This window comes from Kitasatospora sp. NPDC058478 (assembly GCF_042720345.1).
GTDB lineage: Bacteria > Actinomycetota > Actinomycetes > Streptomycetales > Streptomycetaceae > Kitasatospora.
Window position 1 is genome coordinate 36,071 of the sequence record NZ_JBHXML010000034.1, and the last position, 16,806, is coordinate 52,876.

A 16,806-nucleotide genomic window follows, 5' to 3' on the forward strand; every position below is an offset into this window, starting at 1 on the left:
GCATCCCGAAGCCGTGACGGCACCTGACTCCCACTCGCGGCCTCCCACCTTGAGGCCAGGACGGGCGGAGCGCGGTCCACCGTCACGCGACGGGGGCCCGGGATTCGCAGGCAAGCGTGGGGGTACGCCCGGTCGGCACACGACCGACCGGCCCGCCGCGCCACTCAGCACCACCGTGCTTCACGCACCGCACCTCGCAGCTCTCCCTCGACCGGCTTCCGCCTTTCGGGGGATCACCGCCTCGGACCGACGCAGTCGAGCGTCGGTCAGGACAGCACAACCGGTCGCCGAGCCAGACAGGCCGACGTCCGCTCCAGGGAAGGACCCTTAGTGAGCGACTCCACCGATCTGATGGGCGCGCGCCAGGACGCCGAGGCGTCGGACGCAGCCGCCGCCCCCGCGGCCCCGGCGCGGCGCCGCCGTACCGCCGCCGCTGGCCTGGACGGCATGGTCCTGGCCGAGCTGCAGAAGCTCGCCGGGGACCTGGGCATCACCGGTACCGGACGCATGCGCAAGAGCCAGCTGATCGAGACCATCAAGGAGAAGAGCGGCGGAGACCCGCTGCTCGCCGCCGGTGGTGCTCCGGCCGCCGCCACCAAGCGCACCGCCGCCAAGGCGGACGCCGCCGAGGCGCCGGCCGAGAAGCCGGCCCGCCGCACCAAGGCCGCCGCCGCTGCGGCCGCCGCGGCCCCGGCCGCCGCCGAGTCGCAGGCCCAGATCGAGATCCCGGTCCAGGCCGCCGCCGAGACCGCCGCGCCCGCCCGTGCCGAGCGCACCCGCCGCCGCGCCACCTCGGCCGCCGGCGCCCCGACCGCCGACGTCACGGCCGACGCCGCCGTCGTCGTGGCCGAGCCCAAGCAGGCCGAGACCCGCCAGGCCGAGACCCGCGCCTTCGAGGGCCGCGAGGAGGGCCGCACCGAGACCCGTCGCGACCGCCGGGACCGCCGGGACCGCAGCGACCGCCCGGAGCGGGCGGAGCGCCCCGAGCGCGCCGAGCGCCAGGACGGCGGCGAGGCCCAGGACGGCGACTCCCGCGAGTCGCGCCGCGACCGCCGCAACCGCCGCGAGCGCACCGACCGCCAGCCCCAGCAGGGCGGCGGCCAGCAGCAGGCCGCTCAGGGCGACGGCCAGCAGGCCCGCCAGGGCGGCCAGCAGACCCAGCAGCCGCAGGTCCAGCAGGGCGGCTACGACGACGACGAGTTCGGTGACGGCCGCCGCGGCCGCCGTGGCCGCTACCGCGACCGCCGGGGCCGTGGCGCCCGCCGCGAGGGCTTCGAGGCCGGCCCCGCCGAGCCGCAGGTCGGCGAGGACGACGTCCTGATCCCGGTCGCGGGCATCCTCGACATCCTCGACAACTACGCGTTCGTGCGCACCTCCGGCTACCTGCCGGGCCAGAACGACGTCTACGTCTCGCTCGCCCAGGTCCGCAAGAACGGCCTGCGCAAGGGCGATGCCATCACCGGCGCGGTGCGCCAGCCCAAGGACGGCGAGCGCCGCGAGAAGTTCAACGCCATGGTGCGGCTGGACTCCGTCAACGGCATGGACCCGGAGAGCGGCCGCGGCCGCCCCGAGTTCAACAAGCTCACCCCGCTCTACCCGCAGGACCGGCTGCGCCTGGAGACCGAGGCGGGCATCCTGACCACCCGGATCATCGACCTGGTGTCGCCGATCGGCAAGGGCCAGCGCGGTCTGATCGTCGCGCCGCCGAAGACCGGCAAGACGATGGTGCTGCAGGCGGTCGCCAACGCGATCACCCACAACAACCCCGAGTGCCACCTGATGGTCGTCCTGGTCGACGAGCGTCCGGAAGAGGTCACCGACATGCAGCGGTCGGTGAAGGGCGAGGTCATCTCCTCGACCTTCGACCGCCCGGCCGAGGACCACACCACCGTCGCCGAGCTGGCCATCGAGCGCGCCAAGCGCCTGGTGGAGCTGGGCCACGACGTGGTCATCCTGCTGGACTCGATCACCCGCCTCGGCCGCGCCTACAACCTGGCGGCGCCGGCCTCCGGCCGCATCCTGTCCGGTGGTGTCGACTCGACCGCGCTGTACCCGCCGAAGAAGTTCTTCGGCGCCGCGCGCAACATCGAGAACGGCGGCTCGCTGACCATCCTGGCCACCGCGCTGGTCGAGACCGGCTCGCGCATGGACGAGGTGATCTTCGAGGAGTTCAAGGGCACCGGCAACATGGAGCTCAAGCTCGACCGCAAGCTCTCGGACAAGCGCATCTTCCCGGCCGTCGACGTGGACGCCTCCAGCACCCGCAAGGAGGAGATCCTGCTCGGCAGCGAGGAGTTGGCCATCGTCTGGAAGCTGCGCCGGGTGCTGCACGCGCTCGACTCGCAGCAGGCGATCGAGCTGCTCCTGGACAAGATGAAGCAGACCAAGAGCAACGCCGAGTTCCTGATGCAGATCGCCAAGACCACCCCCGGCTCCAACGACTGACCGTAGCCGGACGGTTGTCGCCCACCGAACCCCGGATCGCGCGAGCGGTCCGGGGTTCGGTGCGTCCACCCGGCTTTGTTCCAGAGTTGGGACATCATGAGGCTTTTTGATCATCTTGTCCGTTTTACTCTGGACCGTATGGCCGAGCACAAGAGGGTCCTGACCCGCCGCCGCAAGATCCTGCGGGCGGCCGCCTGCGCGTTCGCCGCGCTCGTCGTCCTCGGCGCCGGAGCGGCCGGCTACGCGTACGTCAAACTCAACGGCAACATCAAGAGCGTCGACATCAACGCCCGCCTCGGCGACGCCCGCCCGCCGGCCGCCACCGACGGCTCGTTCAACGTCCTGGTGCTGGGCTCCGACTCGCGCAACGGCGAGAACGGCGACCTGGCCGGCGGCGACACCGGCGACACCGCCCGCTCGGACACCGCGATGGTGCTGCACGTCAACCAGGACCACTCGCACGCCGAGGTCGTCTCGATCCCGCGCGACACCCTGGTCACCCGGCCCGACTGCACCGACGCCGGCGGCAAGGCGGTGGCCGGCGCCAAGCGCGCGATGTACAACAGCGCCTTCGAGGCCGGCGGCGCGGCCTGCGCGGTCAAGACCACCGAGCAGCTCACCGGGCTGCGGATGGACCACTACGTGCAGATCGACTTCGCCGGCTTCGCCCGCGTCGTGGACGCGATAGGCGGGGCCACCGTGAGCACCACGGTGGCCATCCACGACAAGGACAGCGGGCTCGACCTGGCACCGGGCGAGCACCACCTCGACGGACAGCAGTCGCTGGCCTTCGTCCGCACCCGGCACGGCGTCGGCGACGGCAGCGACCTCGGCCGGATCGAACTCCAGAAGCAGATGGTGAAGTCGCTGCTCCAGCAGGCCGGCGGGATCGGGCTGTTCTCCAACCCGGTCAAGCTCTGGTCGGTCGGCGACACCATGACCCGCAGCATCACCACCGACTCCGCGCTGGGCTCGGTGAACGCCCTGGTGGGGCTCGTCCAGGAGCTCAAGGGGATCGGGCCGGACCAGCTCGGCATGGTGACCCTGCCGGTGGTGACCGCGCCCGGCGACCCCAACCGGGTGGTCGAGCAGCAGCCGCAGGCGGACCAGCTCTGGGCGGCCCTCAAGGCCGACCAGCCGGTCCCGCAGGCGATCGTCTCGGCGCAGCCCGAGAACCCCGCCCAGGCCGCCCCCACGGCCGCCCCCACGGCCCCGGCGAAGGCTCCCGCCCGGCGCTGAGCTGCGCCCGGAATATCCCGGAACACGACCCGGTTTGGGAAGATGCGGCCGGTCCTGGCAGACTGGTCCGTCGGTCCCGGTTCACGTGCGGCGCTCCCGCCGCCGACCCGGTGCCCTCCCGAACCTAGGAGAACCCCTTGAAGCCCAACGTTCACCCCCAGTACGTGGTCACCCGTGTGACCTGCACCTGCGGTGCCGAGTTCACGACCCGCTCGACCGAGGCCAGTGGCGAGATCCGCGCCGAGGTCTGCTCGCAGTGCCACCCGTTCTACACCGGCAAGCAGAAGATCCTCGACACCGGTGGCCGCGTGGCCCGCTTCGAGGCCCGCTTCGGCAAGCAGCACAGCGCGAAGGCCTAGCGCTCCCACGGCGCCGGTTCCCGGTGCCCCCGTACTCGTTCCGGGGGCGCTGGGGGCCGGCGCCGTTCGCATCCCCCCAGCACCCCCTCCAGCGGTTCGCACGACCGGCCGGTCCTCACCGGCTCCCAACGGTTCTCACGGGAAGAAGGCCCACTCCATGTTCGAGGCAGTCGAAGAGCTCCTCGTCGAGCACGCCGACCTCGAGAAGAGGCTGGCCGACCCGTCCGTCCACGCCGACCAGGCCAACGCTCGCAAGCTGGCCAAGCGGTACGCCGAGCTGACCCCGATCACCCGGGTCTACCGGCAGTGGCGACAGGCCGGCGAGGACATCGAGGCCGCGCGCGAACTCGCCGCCGAGGAACCGGAGTTCCTCGCCGAGGTGAAGGAGGGCGAGCAGCGCCGCGAGGGGCTGACCGAGGAGCTGCGGATGCTGCTCGTGCCGCGCGACCCGAGCGACGACAAGGACGTCATCCTGGAGATCAAGGCGGGTGAGGGCGGCGAGGAGTCCGCGCTGTTCGCCGGCGACCTGCTCCGGATGTACCTGCGCTTCGCCGAGCGGATCGGCTGGAAGACCGAGATCATCGACGCCAACGAGTCCGACCTCGGCGGCTACAAGGACGTCTCGGTGGCCGTGAAGACCAAGGGCAACGCCGAGCCCGGGCAGGGCGTCTGGGCCCGGCTGAAGTACGAGGGCGGCGTGCACCGCGTGCAGCGCGTCCCCGCCACCGAGTCCCAGGGCCGCATCCACACCTCCGCGGTGGGCGTGCTGGTCACCCCCGAGGCGGAGGAGGTCGAGGTCGAGATCGTCGCCAACGACCTGCGGATCGACGTCTACCGTTCGTCCGGCCCCGGCGGCCAGTCGGTCAACACCACCGACTCCGCGGTCCGGATCACCCACCTGCCGACCGGTATCGTGGCGTCCTGCCAGAACGAGAAGAGCCAGCTGCAGAACAAGGAGCAGGCGATGCGCATCCTGCGGTCGCGCCTGTTGGCCGCCGCGCAGGAGGAGGCCGAGCGCGAGGCCTCGGACGCGCGTCGCAGCCAGGTCCGTACGGTGGACCGCTCCGAGCGGATCCGGACGTACAACTACCCGGAGAACCGCATCTCGGACCACCGCACGGGGTTCAAGTCGTACAACCTGGACCAGGTCCTGGACGGCGAACTGAACGCGGTGATCCAGTCCTGCGTCGACGCGGACGCGGCGGCCAAGCTCGCCTCGGCCCAACAGAACTGAGACCGGCGCGCCCCAGCCCGAGCGACGGCGCGAGCCGGAGCGCAGAAACAAGAGGTCGTACGGATGAACCTGCTGCTCGCCGAGGTGGCCCAGGCCACCCAGCGGTTGGCCGCGGCCGGCGTGCCGTCGCCGCGCTTCGACGCGGAGGAACTCGCCGCCTACGTCCACAACGTCAAGCGCAGCCAGCTGCACTCGGTGAAGGACGCCGACTTCGACGCCCGCTACTGGGAGGCCGTCTCCCGCCGCGAGGCGCGCGAACCGCTCCAGCACATCACCGGGCGGGCGTTCTTCCGCTACCTCGAACTGGAGGTCGGCCCCGGGGTGTTCGTGCCCCGGCCGGAGACCGAGACGGTCGTCGAGTGGGCCATAGACGCCGTCCGCGACATGGACGTGGCCGAGCCGCTGGTCGTCGACCTGTGCTCCGGCTCCGGCGCCATCGCGCTCGCCCTGGCCCAGGAGCTGCCGCGCTCGACCGTGCACGCCTTCGAACTCGACGAGGGCGCGCTGCAGTACACCCGGCGCAACATCGAGGCCAGCCCCGACCGCGCCCGGGTCACCCTGCACGCCGGTGACGCCACCCGGGCCTTCGCCGACGACCGCTCCTGGGACGGCCGCTTCGACCTGGTGATCTCCAACCCGCCGTACATCCCGCTCACCGAGTGGGAGTACGTCGCCCCGGAGGCCCGCGACCACGACCCGCAGATGTCGCTGTTCTCCGGCGAGGACGGCCTGGACACCATCCGCGGCATCGAGCGGGTGGCCGCCCGGCTGCTGCGCCCCGGCGGCGCGGTGGTGATCGAGCACGCCGACCAGCAGGGCGGGCAGGTCCCGTGGATCTTCAACGAGGAACGCGGCTGGACGGACACCGCCGACCACCGCGACCTGAACAACCGACCGCGCTTCACGACAGCCCGCAGGGCGTCGTTGTGACCAGCCGGGCCGCGGCCGCGCCGCTCGCCCGGCCGCGCCGTGAAGACCGTGCTGTGAACGCTGTGATGAGCCATTCCGGAAGGGGACCGCACCGATGAGCCGCCGTTACGACTGTGCCGACGCCGGGGACCGCGCCACCGGCCTGCGCGAGGCCGCCTCGGCCATTCGCCGGGGCGAACTCGTCGTGCTGCCCACCGACACCCTGTACGGGGTCGGCGCGGACGCCTTCTCGCCGGAGGCCGTCGGCGACCTGCTGGCCGCCAAGGGCCGCGGCCGCAACATGCCCTCGCCCGTGCTGGTCGGCTCGCCGACCACCCTGCACGGCCTGGTCACCGACTTCTCCGAGCAGGCCTGGGAGCTGGTCGACGCGTTCTGGCCGGGCGGGCTCACCCTGGTCGCCAAGCACCAGCCCTCGCTGCGCTGGGACCTCGGCGAGACCCGCGGCACCGTCGCCGTCCGGATGCCGCTGCACCCGGTCGCCATCGAGCTGCTGAACGCCACCGGCCCGCTGGCCGTCTCCAGCGCCAACAAGACCGGCGGCCCGTCCCCGGCCACCTGCGACGAGGCGCAGGCGCAGCTCGGCGACGCCATCTCGGTCTACCTGGACGGCGGACAGGCGGACCACGCGACCGCCTCGTCCATCGTCGACGTCACGGGCAAGGTCCCGGTCCTGCTGCGGGCGGGCGCGATCAGCGTCGAGCAGCTGAGGGAGGTCGTCCCCGACCTGGAGGCCGGCAGTTGACGCCCATCGCCTCGCTCCATGCCGGGCCCGGCATAGCGCCGTACCTGAGTGTGGGCCCCAGGCCGCTGGACCACTTCCGGATCCTGTTCGTCTGTACCGGCAACATCTGCCGCTCGCCGATCGCCGAGCGGCTCACCCGGCGTGAGCTGGACACCCGGCTCAGCCCCCGGGTGGCCGGCCGGATCCTGGTGGAGAGCGCCGGCACCTGGGGCCACGTGGGCGCGCCGATGGAGGACCACGCCGTGACCGTCCTGGACGAGTACGGCGCGGACAGCGGCGGCTTCACCGGCCGCGAGCTGCTGGACGAGCACGTGGTCGAGGCCGACCTGGTGCTCACCGCGACCCTGGACCACCGCGCCCAGGTCATCTCGATGGGCCACGAGGCGGGGCTGCGCACCTTCACCCTGAAGGAGTTCACCCGCCTGGTGCGGACGATCGACCCGGGCACCCTGCCCGACCCGCGCCGCGGCGCCGACGTCACCGAGCGCGCCCGCGCCCTGGTCCGGGCGGCCGCCGCGCTGCGCGGCTGGCTGCTCGCCGCCACCCCGGAGTCTGACGAACTGGACGACCCGTACGGGGCCCCGATCGGCATGTTCCGCAACTGCGGCGAGGAGATATTCCACGCGGTCGACCCGGTGGTCACCGCGCTCACCGGCGTGCCCGCGCTGCGCTGACCGCCCGCGCCGCGAGCGGCCCGAAGGCCCCCCGGCGGCCCGGGGACGGCCCGCGGCGGCCGAGCGCCGAATGGCCCCGCGCCGACGAGCCGCCCGGCCCGGCCGGTCCTACGCTGGAGGAACCCACCCTTCCCGGCCCCCACGCCGGGAGGCGCCCCCACGCCGCCCCGGAGCCCCGCCATGACCGTCACCGACGCCCCGACCGGCCCGACCGCGACCAGAGGGCGCCCGTGGGCCTCCGAGGCACTGCACCGGGCCGATCCGCAGGTGGCCGACCTGCTGGCGGCCGAGGCCGAGCGGCGGGCCGAGACGGTCCAGCTGCTGGCGGGGGAGAACCTGACCTCCCCGGCCGTCCTGGCGGCGCTGAGCGGGCCGCTGATCGACAAGTACGCCGAGGGCTACCCGGGCCGCCGGCACCACACCGGCTGCGCCCTCGCGGACGCCGCCGAGCTGCTGGCGATCGACCGGGCCCGTGAGCTGTTCGCCGCCCCGCACGCCAACGTCCAGCCCCGGTCGGCGACTTCGGCGATGCTGGCGGCGTACGCGGCGCTGCTGCGGCCCGGCGACGGGGTGCTGGCGATGTCGCTGGAGCACGGCGGCCACCTCAGCTGCGGCTCGCGGGCGAACTTCTCCGGCCGCTGGTTCGCCTTCACGGGGTACGGGGTGCGCGAGGCCGACGGCCTGATCGACCTCGACCAGGTGCGCGACCTGGCCCGCGAGCACCGCCCGAAGGCGATCGTGGCGGGTTCGATCTCGCACCCCCGGCACCCGGACTGGGCCGCCTTCCGGGAGATCGCCGACGAGGTGGACGCCTACCTGATCGCCTCGGTCGCCCAGACCGCCGGCCTGGTCGCGGCCGGCGTGGCGCCCTCCCCGGTGCCGTACGCGGACGTCACCGTGGCGGCCACCCACAAGCTGCTGCGCGGCCCGCGCGGGGGCCTGCTGCTGTCCACCGCGGAGCTGGCCGAGCGGATCGACCGGGCGGTGTTCCCGTTCAGCCAGGGCGGGGCGGCGATGAACGAGGTGGCCGGCAAGGCGGTGGCGCTGGCCGAGGCGGCGACGCCCGGCTACCGGGCGTACGCGCAGCGGACGGTGGACGGGGCGCGGGTGCTGGCGACAGGGCTCGCGGCGGCCGGGATGCGCCTGCTGACCGGCGGCACCGACACCCACCTGGTGACGGCGGACGTGAGCCCGCTGGGCGTCACCGGCGCGGAGGCCGAGCGGCGCTGCGCCGTGGCCGGACTGCTGCTCGGCAAGTGCGCGCTGCCCTTCGACCCGGCTCCGGCGGCCGAGGCCTCCGGGATCCGGCTGGGCACCGGCACGGTGACCAGCCAGGGGATGGGCGAGGCGGAACTCGCCGAGCTCGCCGGGCTGATCGCTCAGGCGCTCGCCGGGGGCACGGGCGCGCGGGTGGCGAACCGGGTCCGGGAGCTGGCCCTGTCCTTCGCCGACCGACGGTGACGAGAGCCTCGTCGACGGATATTCGGATCTCCTACCCGGGAGAGCGAACCGCGATGCGTGCCTTGAGCGTCCGACTCAATAAGGTGTGGGGCGTGGCGACGCACCTCGAACCCCGGGAACGCAGGGGAGTACCTTCGGTACCTCCCCGTTGGACAGTGACGCAGGAGGCCGGTGGTGCGTGAGTATCTGCTGGTGCTGTTCTGCACCGCCGCCGTCACCTACCTGTTGACCGGCCCGGTCCGGAAGTTCGCCATCGCGGCCGGCGCCATGCCGCCGGTCCGCGCCCGGGACGTGCACCGCGAGCCGACGCCGCGGCTCGGCGGGATCGCCATGTTCGGCGGGCTGTGCGCGGGCATCCTGGTCGCCTCGCAGCTGGACAACCTGAGCAAGGTGTTCTCCCAGGGCACCGACATCCGCGCGCTGCTGTCCGGCGCCGGGATCATGTGGCTGCTCGGGGTGCTCGACGACAAGTGGGGCGTGGACGCGCTGGTGAAGCTCGGCGGCCAGATGATCGCCGCCGGTGTGATGGTCTGGCAGGGCGTCACGGTGATCACCCTCCCGGTGCCCGGTGTCGGCGCGGTCGCGGTGAGCCCCACCCAGGGCATGGTCATCTCGGTCACCCTGGTCGTCGTCATGGTCAACGCGGTGAACTTCATCGACGGCCTGGACGGCCTGGCGGGCGGCATGGTCTGCATCGCCGCGATGGCGTTCTTCCTGTACAGCTACCGGCTCTGGTACGGCTACACGATCACCGACGCGGCGCCCGCGGTGCTGTTCAGCGTGCTGCTGATCGGCATGTGCCTGGGCTTCCTGGCGCACAACATGCACCCCGCGCGAATCTTCATGGGCGACTCCGGCTCGATGATGCTGGGCCTGATGCTGGCCGTGGCCGCGATCTCCATCACCGGCCGCGTCGACCCGGACCTGATCAGCAGCGAGACCGGTTCGCAGACCGCGACCGTGCACGCCCTGGTGCCGATCTACATCCCGCTGCTGCTGCCGCTGACGGTCATCGCGCTGCCGCTGGCGGACCTGCTGCTCGCGGTGGTGCGCCGCACCTGGGCCGGCCAGTCGCCGTTCGCCGCGGACAAGCGCCACCTGCACCACCGGCTGCTCCAGGTCGGGCACTCGCACAGCCGTGCGGTCCTGATCATGTACTTCTGGGCCGCGCTGATCGCCTTCGGCACGGTGGCCTTCTCGGTCACCAACACCGGCCGCACGGTGGTGCTGACGCTCGCCGGGCTCTGCCTGGTCGGCCTGGTGGTGCTGCTGACGCCGCAGTTCCGGCCGCGCGCGCCGAAGGCGGTGCAGGCCTTCGTCCCGCCGCGCTACCGGCGCCGTCCGCCCGCCCCCATGGCCGAACTGTCGGCAAAGGACAAGCAACTTCTCGGTGAAGCCGACCGGGGAGCCTCCGCGCTCGACGACCGCGGCCGGACCACCGGCCGCCGCTAGCAAGGCAGTTGATGTTCCGTCGGATGGCCTCACCCGTTCGGCTGTACCGTTGCGCCGTCGGTGTGACAGGTGCCACACATTCATGGTAAAGCTCTCATCAAATAGTTTGTGATACCGTTCACGAGTACCGAGAACACGCCGAAAGACCTGACAGGTGGAGGACTTCCGTCCCTGGTCGGTCTCCCTCGACGGGCCCGCCGCTCCAGCGGGCGGCCCGGGCGGCGGCCTCTCGGTCCGGTGTCACCCACCACCTTCTGTGCCCCGTCCCCCCGTCTCATCGACATGCCGCCGGAGCTGCCGACATGCCGTCCACCGACGCCCGGATCCTCCGAGGCGCCGCGATTCCCACTGCGGCCGCCGGGATCATCGCCATGGCGATCTCGTTCGCCGTCGCCGGCGGGAAGGGGCTGCTCGGCGCCCTCTTCGGCGCGCTGCTGGTGATGGCCTTCTTCAGTTCCGGCCAGGTCGCGCTCGACCGCCTGACCAGGTCGAACCCGCAGATCATGATGGCCGCGGCGCTCCTGGTGTACACCACGCAGATCCTGCTGGTCGGCATCGTCCTGGCCGTCTTCAAGGACACCGGGCTCTTCAACCGGCAGGCCTTCGCCTTCACGCTGCTCGGCTGCGCGCTGATCTGGACGGGGTTCCAGGTGCGTGGCGCGCTGAAGGCCAAGACCTTCTACGTCGACCCCGACGCCTCGGAAAAGAAGGGTGACAAGCCTTCCGACTCGGGGCGTCAACAGTGACGAGGCCCGACTGTCCCCCCAACGAGGGGGGCGGTGTTTATGCCGCACTGACGGACTGCTATCGTCCGTCGCAACAACGGAGTACGGGAAGCGGCCAGGTCTGTCCGAACAGCGGACGGATCGCCCCCCGAATCCGCGCAGTCTTCGATGATCCCGCTGTGGTGCGGCGCACCGGCGCGCGGGATCCGCGAGAAACCCATCAAGTTTCAGTGCCGCTCCGTGGCCGCAGGCCACGCCGACACACCGAGGTTGCCGTAACCATGCGTCACGACGAAGGAGTCCGTGGTGAGTGCTGATCAGCTCACGTTCCTCGCCTCAGGCAGTTGCCACTTCGGGGACGCTGGCTGCGGCTTCCCGGCCCCGGGTCTGAACGAGTTCCAGTTCAAGCCGATCTTCTCGATCGGCAGCATCGAGTTCAACAAGCCGATGCTGCTGTCGGTCATCGTTGCGCTCCTGGTCGTCGTCTTCTTCTGGGCCGCCTTCGCCAAGCCGCGCCTGGTCCCCGGCAAGCTGCAGCTGGTCGGCGAGATCGGCTACGACTTCGTCAAGCGCTCCATCGTGCTGGAGACGATCGGCAAGAAGGGCGAGAAGTACGTCCCGATGCTCGTCTCGATGTTCTTCTTCATCTGGTTGATGAACATCATGTCGATCATCCCGTTCGCACAGTTCCCCGTGACGGCGGCGATCGCGTTCCCGGCCGGCCTCGCGGCGGTCGTGTGGATCACCTACATGACGCTGACCTTCAAGAAGCACGGCTTCGTCGGCGGTCTCAAGAACCTCTGCTGGCCCTCGGGCATCCCCGGCTGGGTCATGTTCATCCTGGTGCCGATCGAGTTCTTCTCGAACATCTTCGTGCGCCCCTTCACGCTCGCGGTCCGAGCCTTCGCGAACATGTTCGCGGGCCACCTGCTGGTCGTGATGTTCTCCGTTGCCTCCTGGTACCTGCTCAGCCCGACCCTGGGTGCGCTCTACGGCTCGGCCTCGTTCGTCGTCGCCGTCGGCCTGACCGCCTTCGAGCTGCTGGTCCAGTTCCTGCAGGCCTACATCTTCGTGATGCTCGCCAGCAGCTACATCGCCGGTGCCCTCGAAGAGGCGCACTGAGCCAGGGGGCCCCGGCCCTCCTGAACCACTCCCGGAACGCCCGGTGGCCAATCACCACCGGTACACCATCCCCGCAAAGGACACACTGCAATGAGCATGCTCGCTGAGGTCGGCGTCTACGGTTCCGTCGCTTCGATCGGTTACGGCCTCGCCGCGATCGGCCCCGGCATCGGTGTCGGTCTCATCTTCGGTAACGGTGTGCAGGCGATGGCCCGCCAGCCCGAGGCTGCTGGCCTGATCCGCTCCAACATGTTCATCGGCTTCGCGCTGACCGAGGCGCTCGCCCTCATCGGCATCGTCATGCCGTTCGTCTTCGGCCAGGGCCCCAAGTAATCCCCGGCGTAGACCCTTCGAGGAAGGTCCAGATATGAGCGTCGTGGCTCAGCTTGCGGAGACGGAGGAGATCATGAATCCTCTCCTGCCCGCGTGGCCCGAGATCATCATCGGCCTGCTCTGCTTCTTCATCGTCTTCGGCCTGCTCGGCAAGAAGCTCCTCCCCAGCATCGAGAAGGTGCTGTCGGAGCGTCGGGACGCCATCGAAGGCGGCATGGAGCGCGCCGAGGCCGCCCAGGCCGAGGCCCAGGCCCTGCTTGAGCAGTACCGCGCCGAGCTCGCCGAGGCGCGTCACGAGGCTGCCCGCATCGTCGAGCAGGCTCGCGAGCAGGGCGCTGCCCAGCTCACCGAGATGCGCGAGGAGGGCCAGCGTCAGCGCGAGGCCATCGTCGCCGCCGGCCACGCGCAGATCGAGGCCGACAAGAAGCAGGCGACCGCCGTCCTGCGCCAGGACGTGGGTTCGCTGGCCTCCCAGCTGGCTTCCCGCATCGTGGGTGAGTCCCTTGAGGACAGCGCTCGGCAGAGCGGCGTGATCGACCGTTTCCTGGACGAGCTGGAGGCCAAGGCCGCCGTTGCTCAGGGTGCGGCCAAGTGATCGGCGCCAGCCGCGAGGCCCTCGCCGCCGGCCGGCAGAACCTGGAGAGCCTGACCGACTCCACCTCGGTGGACGCGGCCAAGCTCGCCGAGGAGCTCACCGCCGTCACGGCCGTGCTGGACCGTGAGGTGTCGCTGCGCCGTGTCCTGACCGACCCGTCCCGGTCGGGTCAGGACAAGGCCCAGCTGGTCTCCTCGCTGCTGACCGGTCAGGTCTCCGGCGAGACCGTCGACCTCGTCTCCGGTCTGGTCCGCTCCCGCTGGTCGGGCTCGCGCGACCTGGTGGACGGGACCGAGGAGCTGGCCGCGTACGCCGAGGTCATCGCGGCGGACAGGGCAGGCGCCCTGGACGACGTCGAGGACGAGCTGTTCCGGTTCAGCCGGGTGGTGAGCGGCTCGCACGAGCTGCGCGCCGCGCTGACCGAGCCGAAGGCCGGCATCGCCCCGAAGGCCGCGCTGATCAACAAGCTGCTCGGCGGCCGCGCTCACGCGGGCACCGTCCGGCTGGTCACGGCCATCGTCAACGCGCCGCGTGGCCGTAGCCTGGAGCAGGGCCTGGAGTCCTACTCGAAGCTCGCCGCCGCGCGCCGCGGCCGCGTGGTGGCCCTGGTCACCACCGCGGTGCCGCTGTCGGACACCCAGAAGGAGCGCCTGTCCGGTGCTCTGGCCCGGATGTACGGCCGCCAGGTCCACCTGAACATCGACGTCGACCCCGAGGTCGTCGGCGGTGTCCGGGTGCAGGTCGGCGACGAGATCATCGACGGCACCGTGTCGAGCCGCCTCGAAGGCGCTCGCCAGTCGCTCGAAGGCTGAGCACCGAAGCAGCAGCACATCCGACCCTCGGTCGGGAAACCGGCTCCCCAAGGAGCCGGCACATCGGACGGCCGGTTCGGCAGACCCGGCCGAGAGTCGAATACTTGCGGCCCTCAATGGCGGGCCGAGGATCGCAAACTAGGAGAGCAGGGAAGCCTGATGGCGGAGCTTACGATCCGTCCGGAGGAGATCCGGGACGCGCTGGCCGACTTTGTCCAGTCGTACCAGCCGGACGCCGCTTCTGTGGAAGAGGTCGGCACGGTCACTGACGCGGCGGACGGCATCGCGCATGTCGAGGGCCTGCCCTCGGTCATGGCGAACGAGCTGCTGAGGTTCGAGGACGGCACGCTCGGCCTCGCGCTGAACCTCGACACCCGCGAGATCGGTGTCGTCATCCTCGGCGAGTTCGGTGGCATCGAAGAGGGCCAGACCGTGCGCCGCACCGGCGAGGTCCTCTCGGTTCCGGTCGGCGACGGCTACCTCGGCCGCGTCGTGGACCCGCTGGGCAACCCGATCGACGGTCTGGGTGACATCGCCTCCACCGGCCGTCGTGCCCTGGAGCTGCAGGCCCCCGGCGTCATGGCCCGCAAGTCGGTCAAGCAGCCGCTGCAGACCGGCATCAAGGCCATCGACTCGATGACCCCGATCGGCCGTGGCCAGCGTCAGCTGATCATCGGTGACCGCCAGACCGGCAAGACCGCGGTGGCCGTCGACACGATCATCAACCAGCGCGACAACTGGCGCTCGGGCGACCCGGAGAAGCAGGTCCGCTGCATCTACGTCGCCGTGGGCCAGAAGGGCTCCACCATCGCGTCCGTCCGCGGCGCCCTGGAGGAGGCCGGCGCGCTGGAGTACACCACCATCGTGGCCGCTCCCGCCTCCGACCCGGCCGGCTTCAAGTACCTCGCCCCGTACACCGGTTCGGCCATCGGCCAGGAGTGGATGTACGACGGCAAGCACGTCCTGATCATCTTCGACGACCTGTCGAAGCAGGCCGAGGCCTACCGCTCCGTGTCGCTGCTGCTGCGCCGTCCGCCGGGCCGCGAGGCCTACCCGGGCGACGTCTTCTACCTGCACTCCCGCCTGCTGGAGCGCTGCGCCAAGCTGAACGACGCCCTGGGCGGCGGCTCGATGACCGGTCTGCCGATCATCGAGACCAAGGCCAACGACGTCTCGGCGTACATCCCGACCAACGTCATCTCCATCACCGACGGCCAGTGCTTCCTGGAGTCCGACCTGTTCAACGCCGGCATCCGCCCGGCCGTGAACGTCGGCATCTCGGTCTCCCGCGTCGGTGGCTCCGCCCAGATCAAGGCCATGCGCTCGGTCGCCGGCCGTCTGCGTCTGGACCTCGCCCAGTACCGCGAGCTGGAGGCCTTCGCCGGCTTCGGTTCCGACCTGGACGCGGCCTCCAAGGCCCAGCTGGCGCGCGGTGCGCGCATGGTCGAGCTGCTGAAGCAGGGCCAGTACCAGCCGTTCCCGGTCGAGGAGCAGGTCGTCTCCATCTGGGCCGGCACCACCGGCAAGCTGGACGACGTCCCGGTCGCCGAGATCCGCCGCTTCGAGCGCGAGTTCCTGGACCACGTGCGCCTCCAGCACAAGGACCTGCTCGCGGGCATCGTCGAGACCGGTCTGCTCGCCGAGGGCACCGTCGACGCGCTGACCACGGCCATCGACGCCTTCAAGCAGGGGTACCAGACCGCCGACGGCAAGCTGCTCTCCGAGCAGGCCTGAGTCCGGTAGCGAGGGAAAGGACGTAACGACCCATGGGAGCACAGCTTCGGGTCTACAAGCGCCGGATCCGCTCTGTCACCGCGACGAAGAAGATCACCAAGGCGATGGAGATGATCTCCGCGGCGCGCATCGGCAAGGCGCAGCGCGCGGTGGCCGCCTCCGCTCCGTACGCCGATGAGCTCACCCGGGCGGTGACGGCGGTGGCCACCCGGTCCAACGCCAAGCACCCGCTCACCACCGAGAACCCGAACGCCACGCGTGCCGCCGTCCTGCTGATCACGGCGGACCGCGGCCTGGCGGGCGGTTACTCGTCCAACGCCATCAAGGCGGCGCTGGCGCTCACCGAGCGCCTGCGCGGCGAGGGCAAGGACGTGGTGACCTACATCGTCGGTCGGAAGGGTCTGTCGTACTACACCTTCCGTGACCTGGCGGTCGGGAACTCGTGGACGGGCTTCTCGGACAAGCCGACCTACGGTGACGCGAAGACGGTCGCGGGCGAGCTGATCGAGGCCTTCACGGCCGAGACCGGCGGCGTGGACGAACTCCACGTGGTCTCGACCGAGTTCGTGTCGATGCTGACGCAGGACGCGGTGGACGCCCGACTGCTGCCGCTGAAGCTGGACGAGGTCCAGCTCAGCGACCAGACGTCGGCCAAGGCCGAGATCTTCCCGCTGTACGACTTCGAGCCGTCGGCGGAGGGCGTCCTCGACGCGCTGCTGCCGCGGTACGTCGAGAGCCGGATCTACAACGCGCTGCTGCAGTCGGCCGCCTCCGAGCACGCCGCCCGCCGCCGCGCGATGAAGAGCGCGACGGACAACGCCGGCGAGCTCATCAAGTCGCTCACGCGGCTTGCCAACTCGGCCCGTCAGGCCGAGATCACCCAGGAAATCAGCGAGATCGTCGGCGGTGCCAACGCCCTCGCCGACGCTAGCCGCGGGAGCGAATGAGA

General features: G+C 71.1%; 16 protein-coding genes. All 16 read left to right on the forward strand.

Annotation, left to right across the window (positions count from 1 at the left end):
• Window positions 1-330 precede the first annotated feature (330 nt).
• The 16 genes from rho (at window position 331) to ACFWPT_RS20220 (ending at window position 16,804) form a co-directional block, all read left to right on the forward strand.
• Complete coding sequence (gene rho / locus ACFWPT_RS20145; protein WP_380336756.1) at window positions 331-2,445, forward strand: transcription termination factor Rho; 2,115 nt, start codon at window positions 331-333, stop codon at window positions 2,443-2,445.
• A 138-nt stretch (window positions 2,446-2,583) separates the two neighbouring features.
• Window positions 2,584-3,684, forward strand: coding sequence for an LCP family protein (locus ACFWPT_RS20150; protein WP_380423239.1), 1,101 nt, complete (start codon window positions 2,584-2,586; stop codon window positions 3,682-3,684).
• A gap of 137 nt (window positions 3,685-3,821) precedes the next feature.
• On the forward strand, window positions 3,822-4,043 hold the full coding sequence (gene rpmE / locus ACFWPT_RS20155) for a 50S ribosomal protein L31 (protein WP_063347812.1): 222 nt from the start codon (window positions 3,822-3,824) through the stop codon (window positions 4,041-4,043).
• 157 nt (window positions 4,044-4,200) lie between these two features.
• Window positions 4,201-5,277, forward strand: coding sequence for a peptide chain release factor 1 (gene prfA, locus ACFWPT_RS20160; RefSeq protein WP_380483187.1), 1,077 nt, complete (start codon window positions 4,201-4,203; stop codon window positions 5,275-5,277).
• 63 nt (window positions 5,278-5,340) lie between these two features.
• The gene (prmC, locus tag ACFWPT_RS20165) at window positions 5,341-6,207 is read left to right on the forward strand and encodes a peptide chain release factor N(5)-glutamine methyltransferase (protein WP_063347810.1); all 867 of its coding nucleotides are present in this window, start codon (window positions 5,341-5,343) and stop codon (window positions 6,205-6,207) included.
• A 94-nt stretch (window positions 6,208-6,301) separates the two neighbouring features.
• Window positions 6,302-6,949: an L-threonylcarbamoyladenylate synthase gene (locus ACFWPT_RS20170; RefSeq protein ID WP_063347809.1), complete on the forward strand. Its 648-nt coding sequence runs from the start codon at window positions 6,302-6,304 to the stop codon at window positions 6,947-6,949.
• 32 nt (window positions 6,950-6,981) lie between these two features.
• Window positions 6,982-7,623, forward strand: coding sequence for a protein-tyrosine-phosphatase (locus ACFWPT_RS20175; protein WP_063351136.1), 642 nt, complete (start codon window positions 6,982-6,984; stop codon window positions 7,621-7,623).
• 180 nt (window positions 7,624-7,803) lie between these two features.
• The gene (gene glyA, locus ACFWPT_RS20180) at window positions 7,804-9,084 is read left to right on the forward strand and encodes a serine hydroxymethyltransferase (RefSeq protein WP_063347808.1); all 1,281 of its coding nucleotides are present in this window, start codon (window positions 7,804-7,806) and stop codon (window positions 9,082-9,084) included.
• Window positions 9,085-9,258: 174 nt separating this feature from the next.
• Window positions 9,259-10,536, forward strand: a complete 1,278-nt coding sequence (locus ACFWPT_RS20185; protein WP_380483189.1) for an MraY family glycosyltransferase — start codon at window positions 9,259-9,261, stop codon at window positions 10,534-10,536.
• Window positions 10,537-10,838: 302 nt separating this feature from the next.
• The gene (locus tag ACFWPT_RS20190; RefSeq protein ID WP_063347806.1) at window positions 10,839-11,282 is read left to right on the forward strand and encodes a hypothetical protein; all 444 of its coding nucleotides are present in this window, start codon (window positions 10,839-10,841) and stop codon (window positions 11,280-11,282) included.
• Between the two features lie 285 nt (window positions 11,283-11,567).
• Complete coding sequence (gene atpB, locus ACFWPT_RS20195; RefSeq protein WP_063347805.1) at window positions 11,568-12,383, forward strand: F0F1 ATP synthase subunit A; 816 nt, start codon at window positions 11,568-11,570, stop codon at window positions 12,381-12,383.
• Window positions 12,384-12,473: 90 nt separating this feature from the next.
• Window positions 12,474-12,716, forward strand: coding sequence for an ATP synthase F0 subunit C (gene atpE, locus ACFWPT_RS20200; RefSeq protein ID WP_030302757.1), 243 nt, complete (start codon window positions 12,474-12,476; stop codon window positions 12,714-12,716).
• A gap of 34 nt (window positions 12,717-12,750) precedes the next feature.
• On the forward strand, window positions 12,751-13,311 hold the full coding sequence (locus tag ACFWPT_RS20205; protein WP_063347804.1) for a F0F1 ATP synthase subunit B: 561 nt from the start codon (window positions 12,751-12,753) through the stop codon (window positions 13,309-13,311).
• Entirely contained in the window at window positions 13,308-14,123 is an 816-nt protein-coding gene (locus ACFWPT_RS20210; RefSeq protein WP_063347803.1) for a F0F1 ATP synthase subunit delta, read from the forward strand. Before ACFWPT_RS20205 ends, ACFWPT_RS20210 begins: the two co-directional genes overlap by 4 nt.
• Before the next feature lie 159 nt (window positions 14,124-14,282).
• Window positions 14,283-15,857, forward strand: coding sequence for a F0F1 ATP synthase subunit alpha (gene atpA / locus ACFWPT_RS20215; protein WP_063347802.1), 1,575 nt, complete (start codon window positions 14,283-14,285; stop codon window positions 15,855-15,857).
• Window positions 15,858-15,889: 32 nt separating this feature from the next.
• Window positions 15,890-16,804 (forward strand): F0F1 ATP synthase subunit gamma, encoded by a 915-nt coding sequence (locus ACFWPT_RS20220; RefSeq protein WP_063347801.1) that lies wholly within the window; start codon window positions 15,890-15,892, stop codon window positions 16,802-16,804.
• Window positions 16,805-16,806 lie beyond the last annotated feature (2 nt).

Excerpts from the sequence above, each read along its gene's own strand:
- ACFWPT_RS20150 (WP_380423239.1), top strand. The coding sequence starts at position 2,584 with ATGGCCGAGCACAAGAGGGTCCTGACCCGCCGCCGCAAGATCCTGCGG.
- prfA (WP_380483187.1), top strand. The coding sequence starts at position 4,201 with ATGTTCGAGGCAGTCGAAGAGCTCCTCGTCGAGCACGCCGACCTCGAG.
- prmC (WP_063347810.1), top strand. The coding sequence starts at position 5,341 with ATGAACCTGCTGCTCGCCGAGGTGGCCCAGGCCACCCAGCGGTTGGCC.
- ACFWPT_RS20170 (WP_063347809.1), top strand. The coding sequence starts at position 6,302 with ATGAGCCGCCGTTACGACTGTGCCGACGCCGGGGACCGCGCCACCGGC.
- glyA (WP_063347808.1), top strand. The coding sequence starts at position 7,804 with ATGACCGTCACCGACGCCCCGACCGGCCCGACCGCGACCAGAGGGCGC.
- ACFWPT_RS20190 (WP_063347806.1), top strand. The coding sequence starts at position 10,839 with ATGCCGTCCACCGACGCCCGGATCCTCCGAGGCGCCGCGATTCCCACT.
- atpE (WP_030302757.1), top strand. The coding sequence starts at position 12,474 with ATGAGCATGCTCGCTGAGGTCGGCGTCTACGGTTCCGTCGCTTCGATC.
- ACFWPT_RS20205 (WP_063347804.1), top strand. The coding sequence starts at position 12,751 with ATGAGCGTCGTGGCTCAGCTTGCGGAGACGGAGGAGATCATGAATCCT.
- atpA (WP_063347802.1), top strand. The coding sequence starts at position 14,283 with ATGGCGGAGCTTACGATCCGTCCGGAGGAGATCCGGGACGCGCTGGCC.
- ACFWPT_RS20220 (WP_063347801.1), top strand. The coding sequence starts at position 15,890 with ATGGGAGCACAGCTTCGGGTCTACAAGCGCCGGATCCGCTCTGTCACC.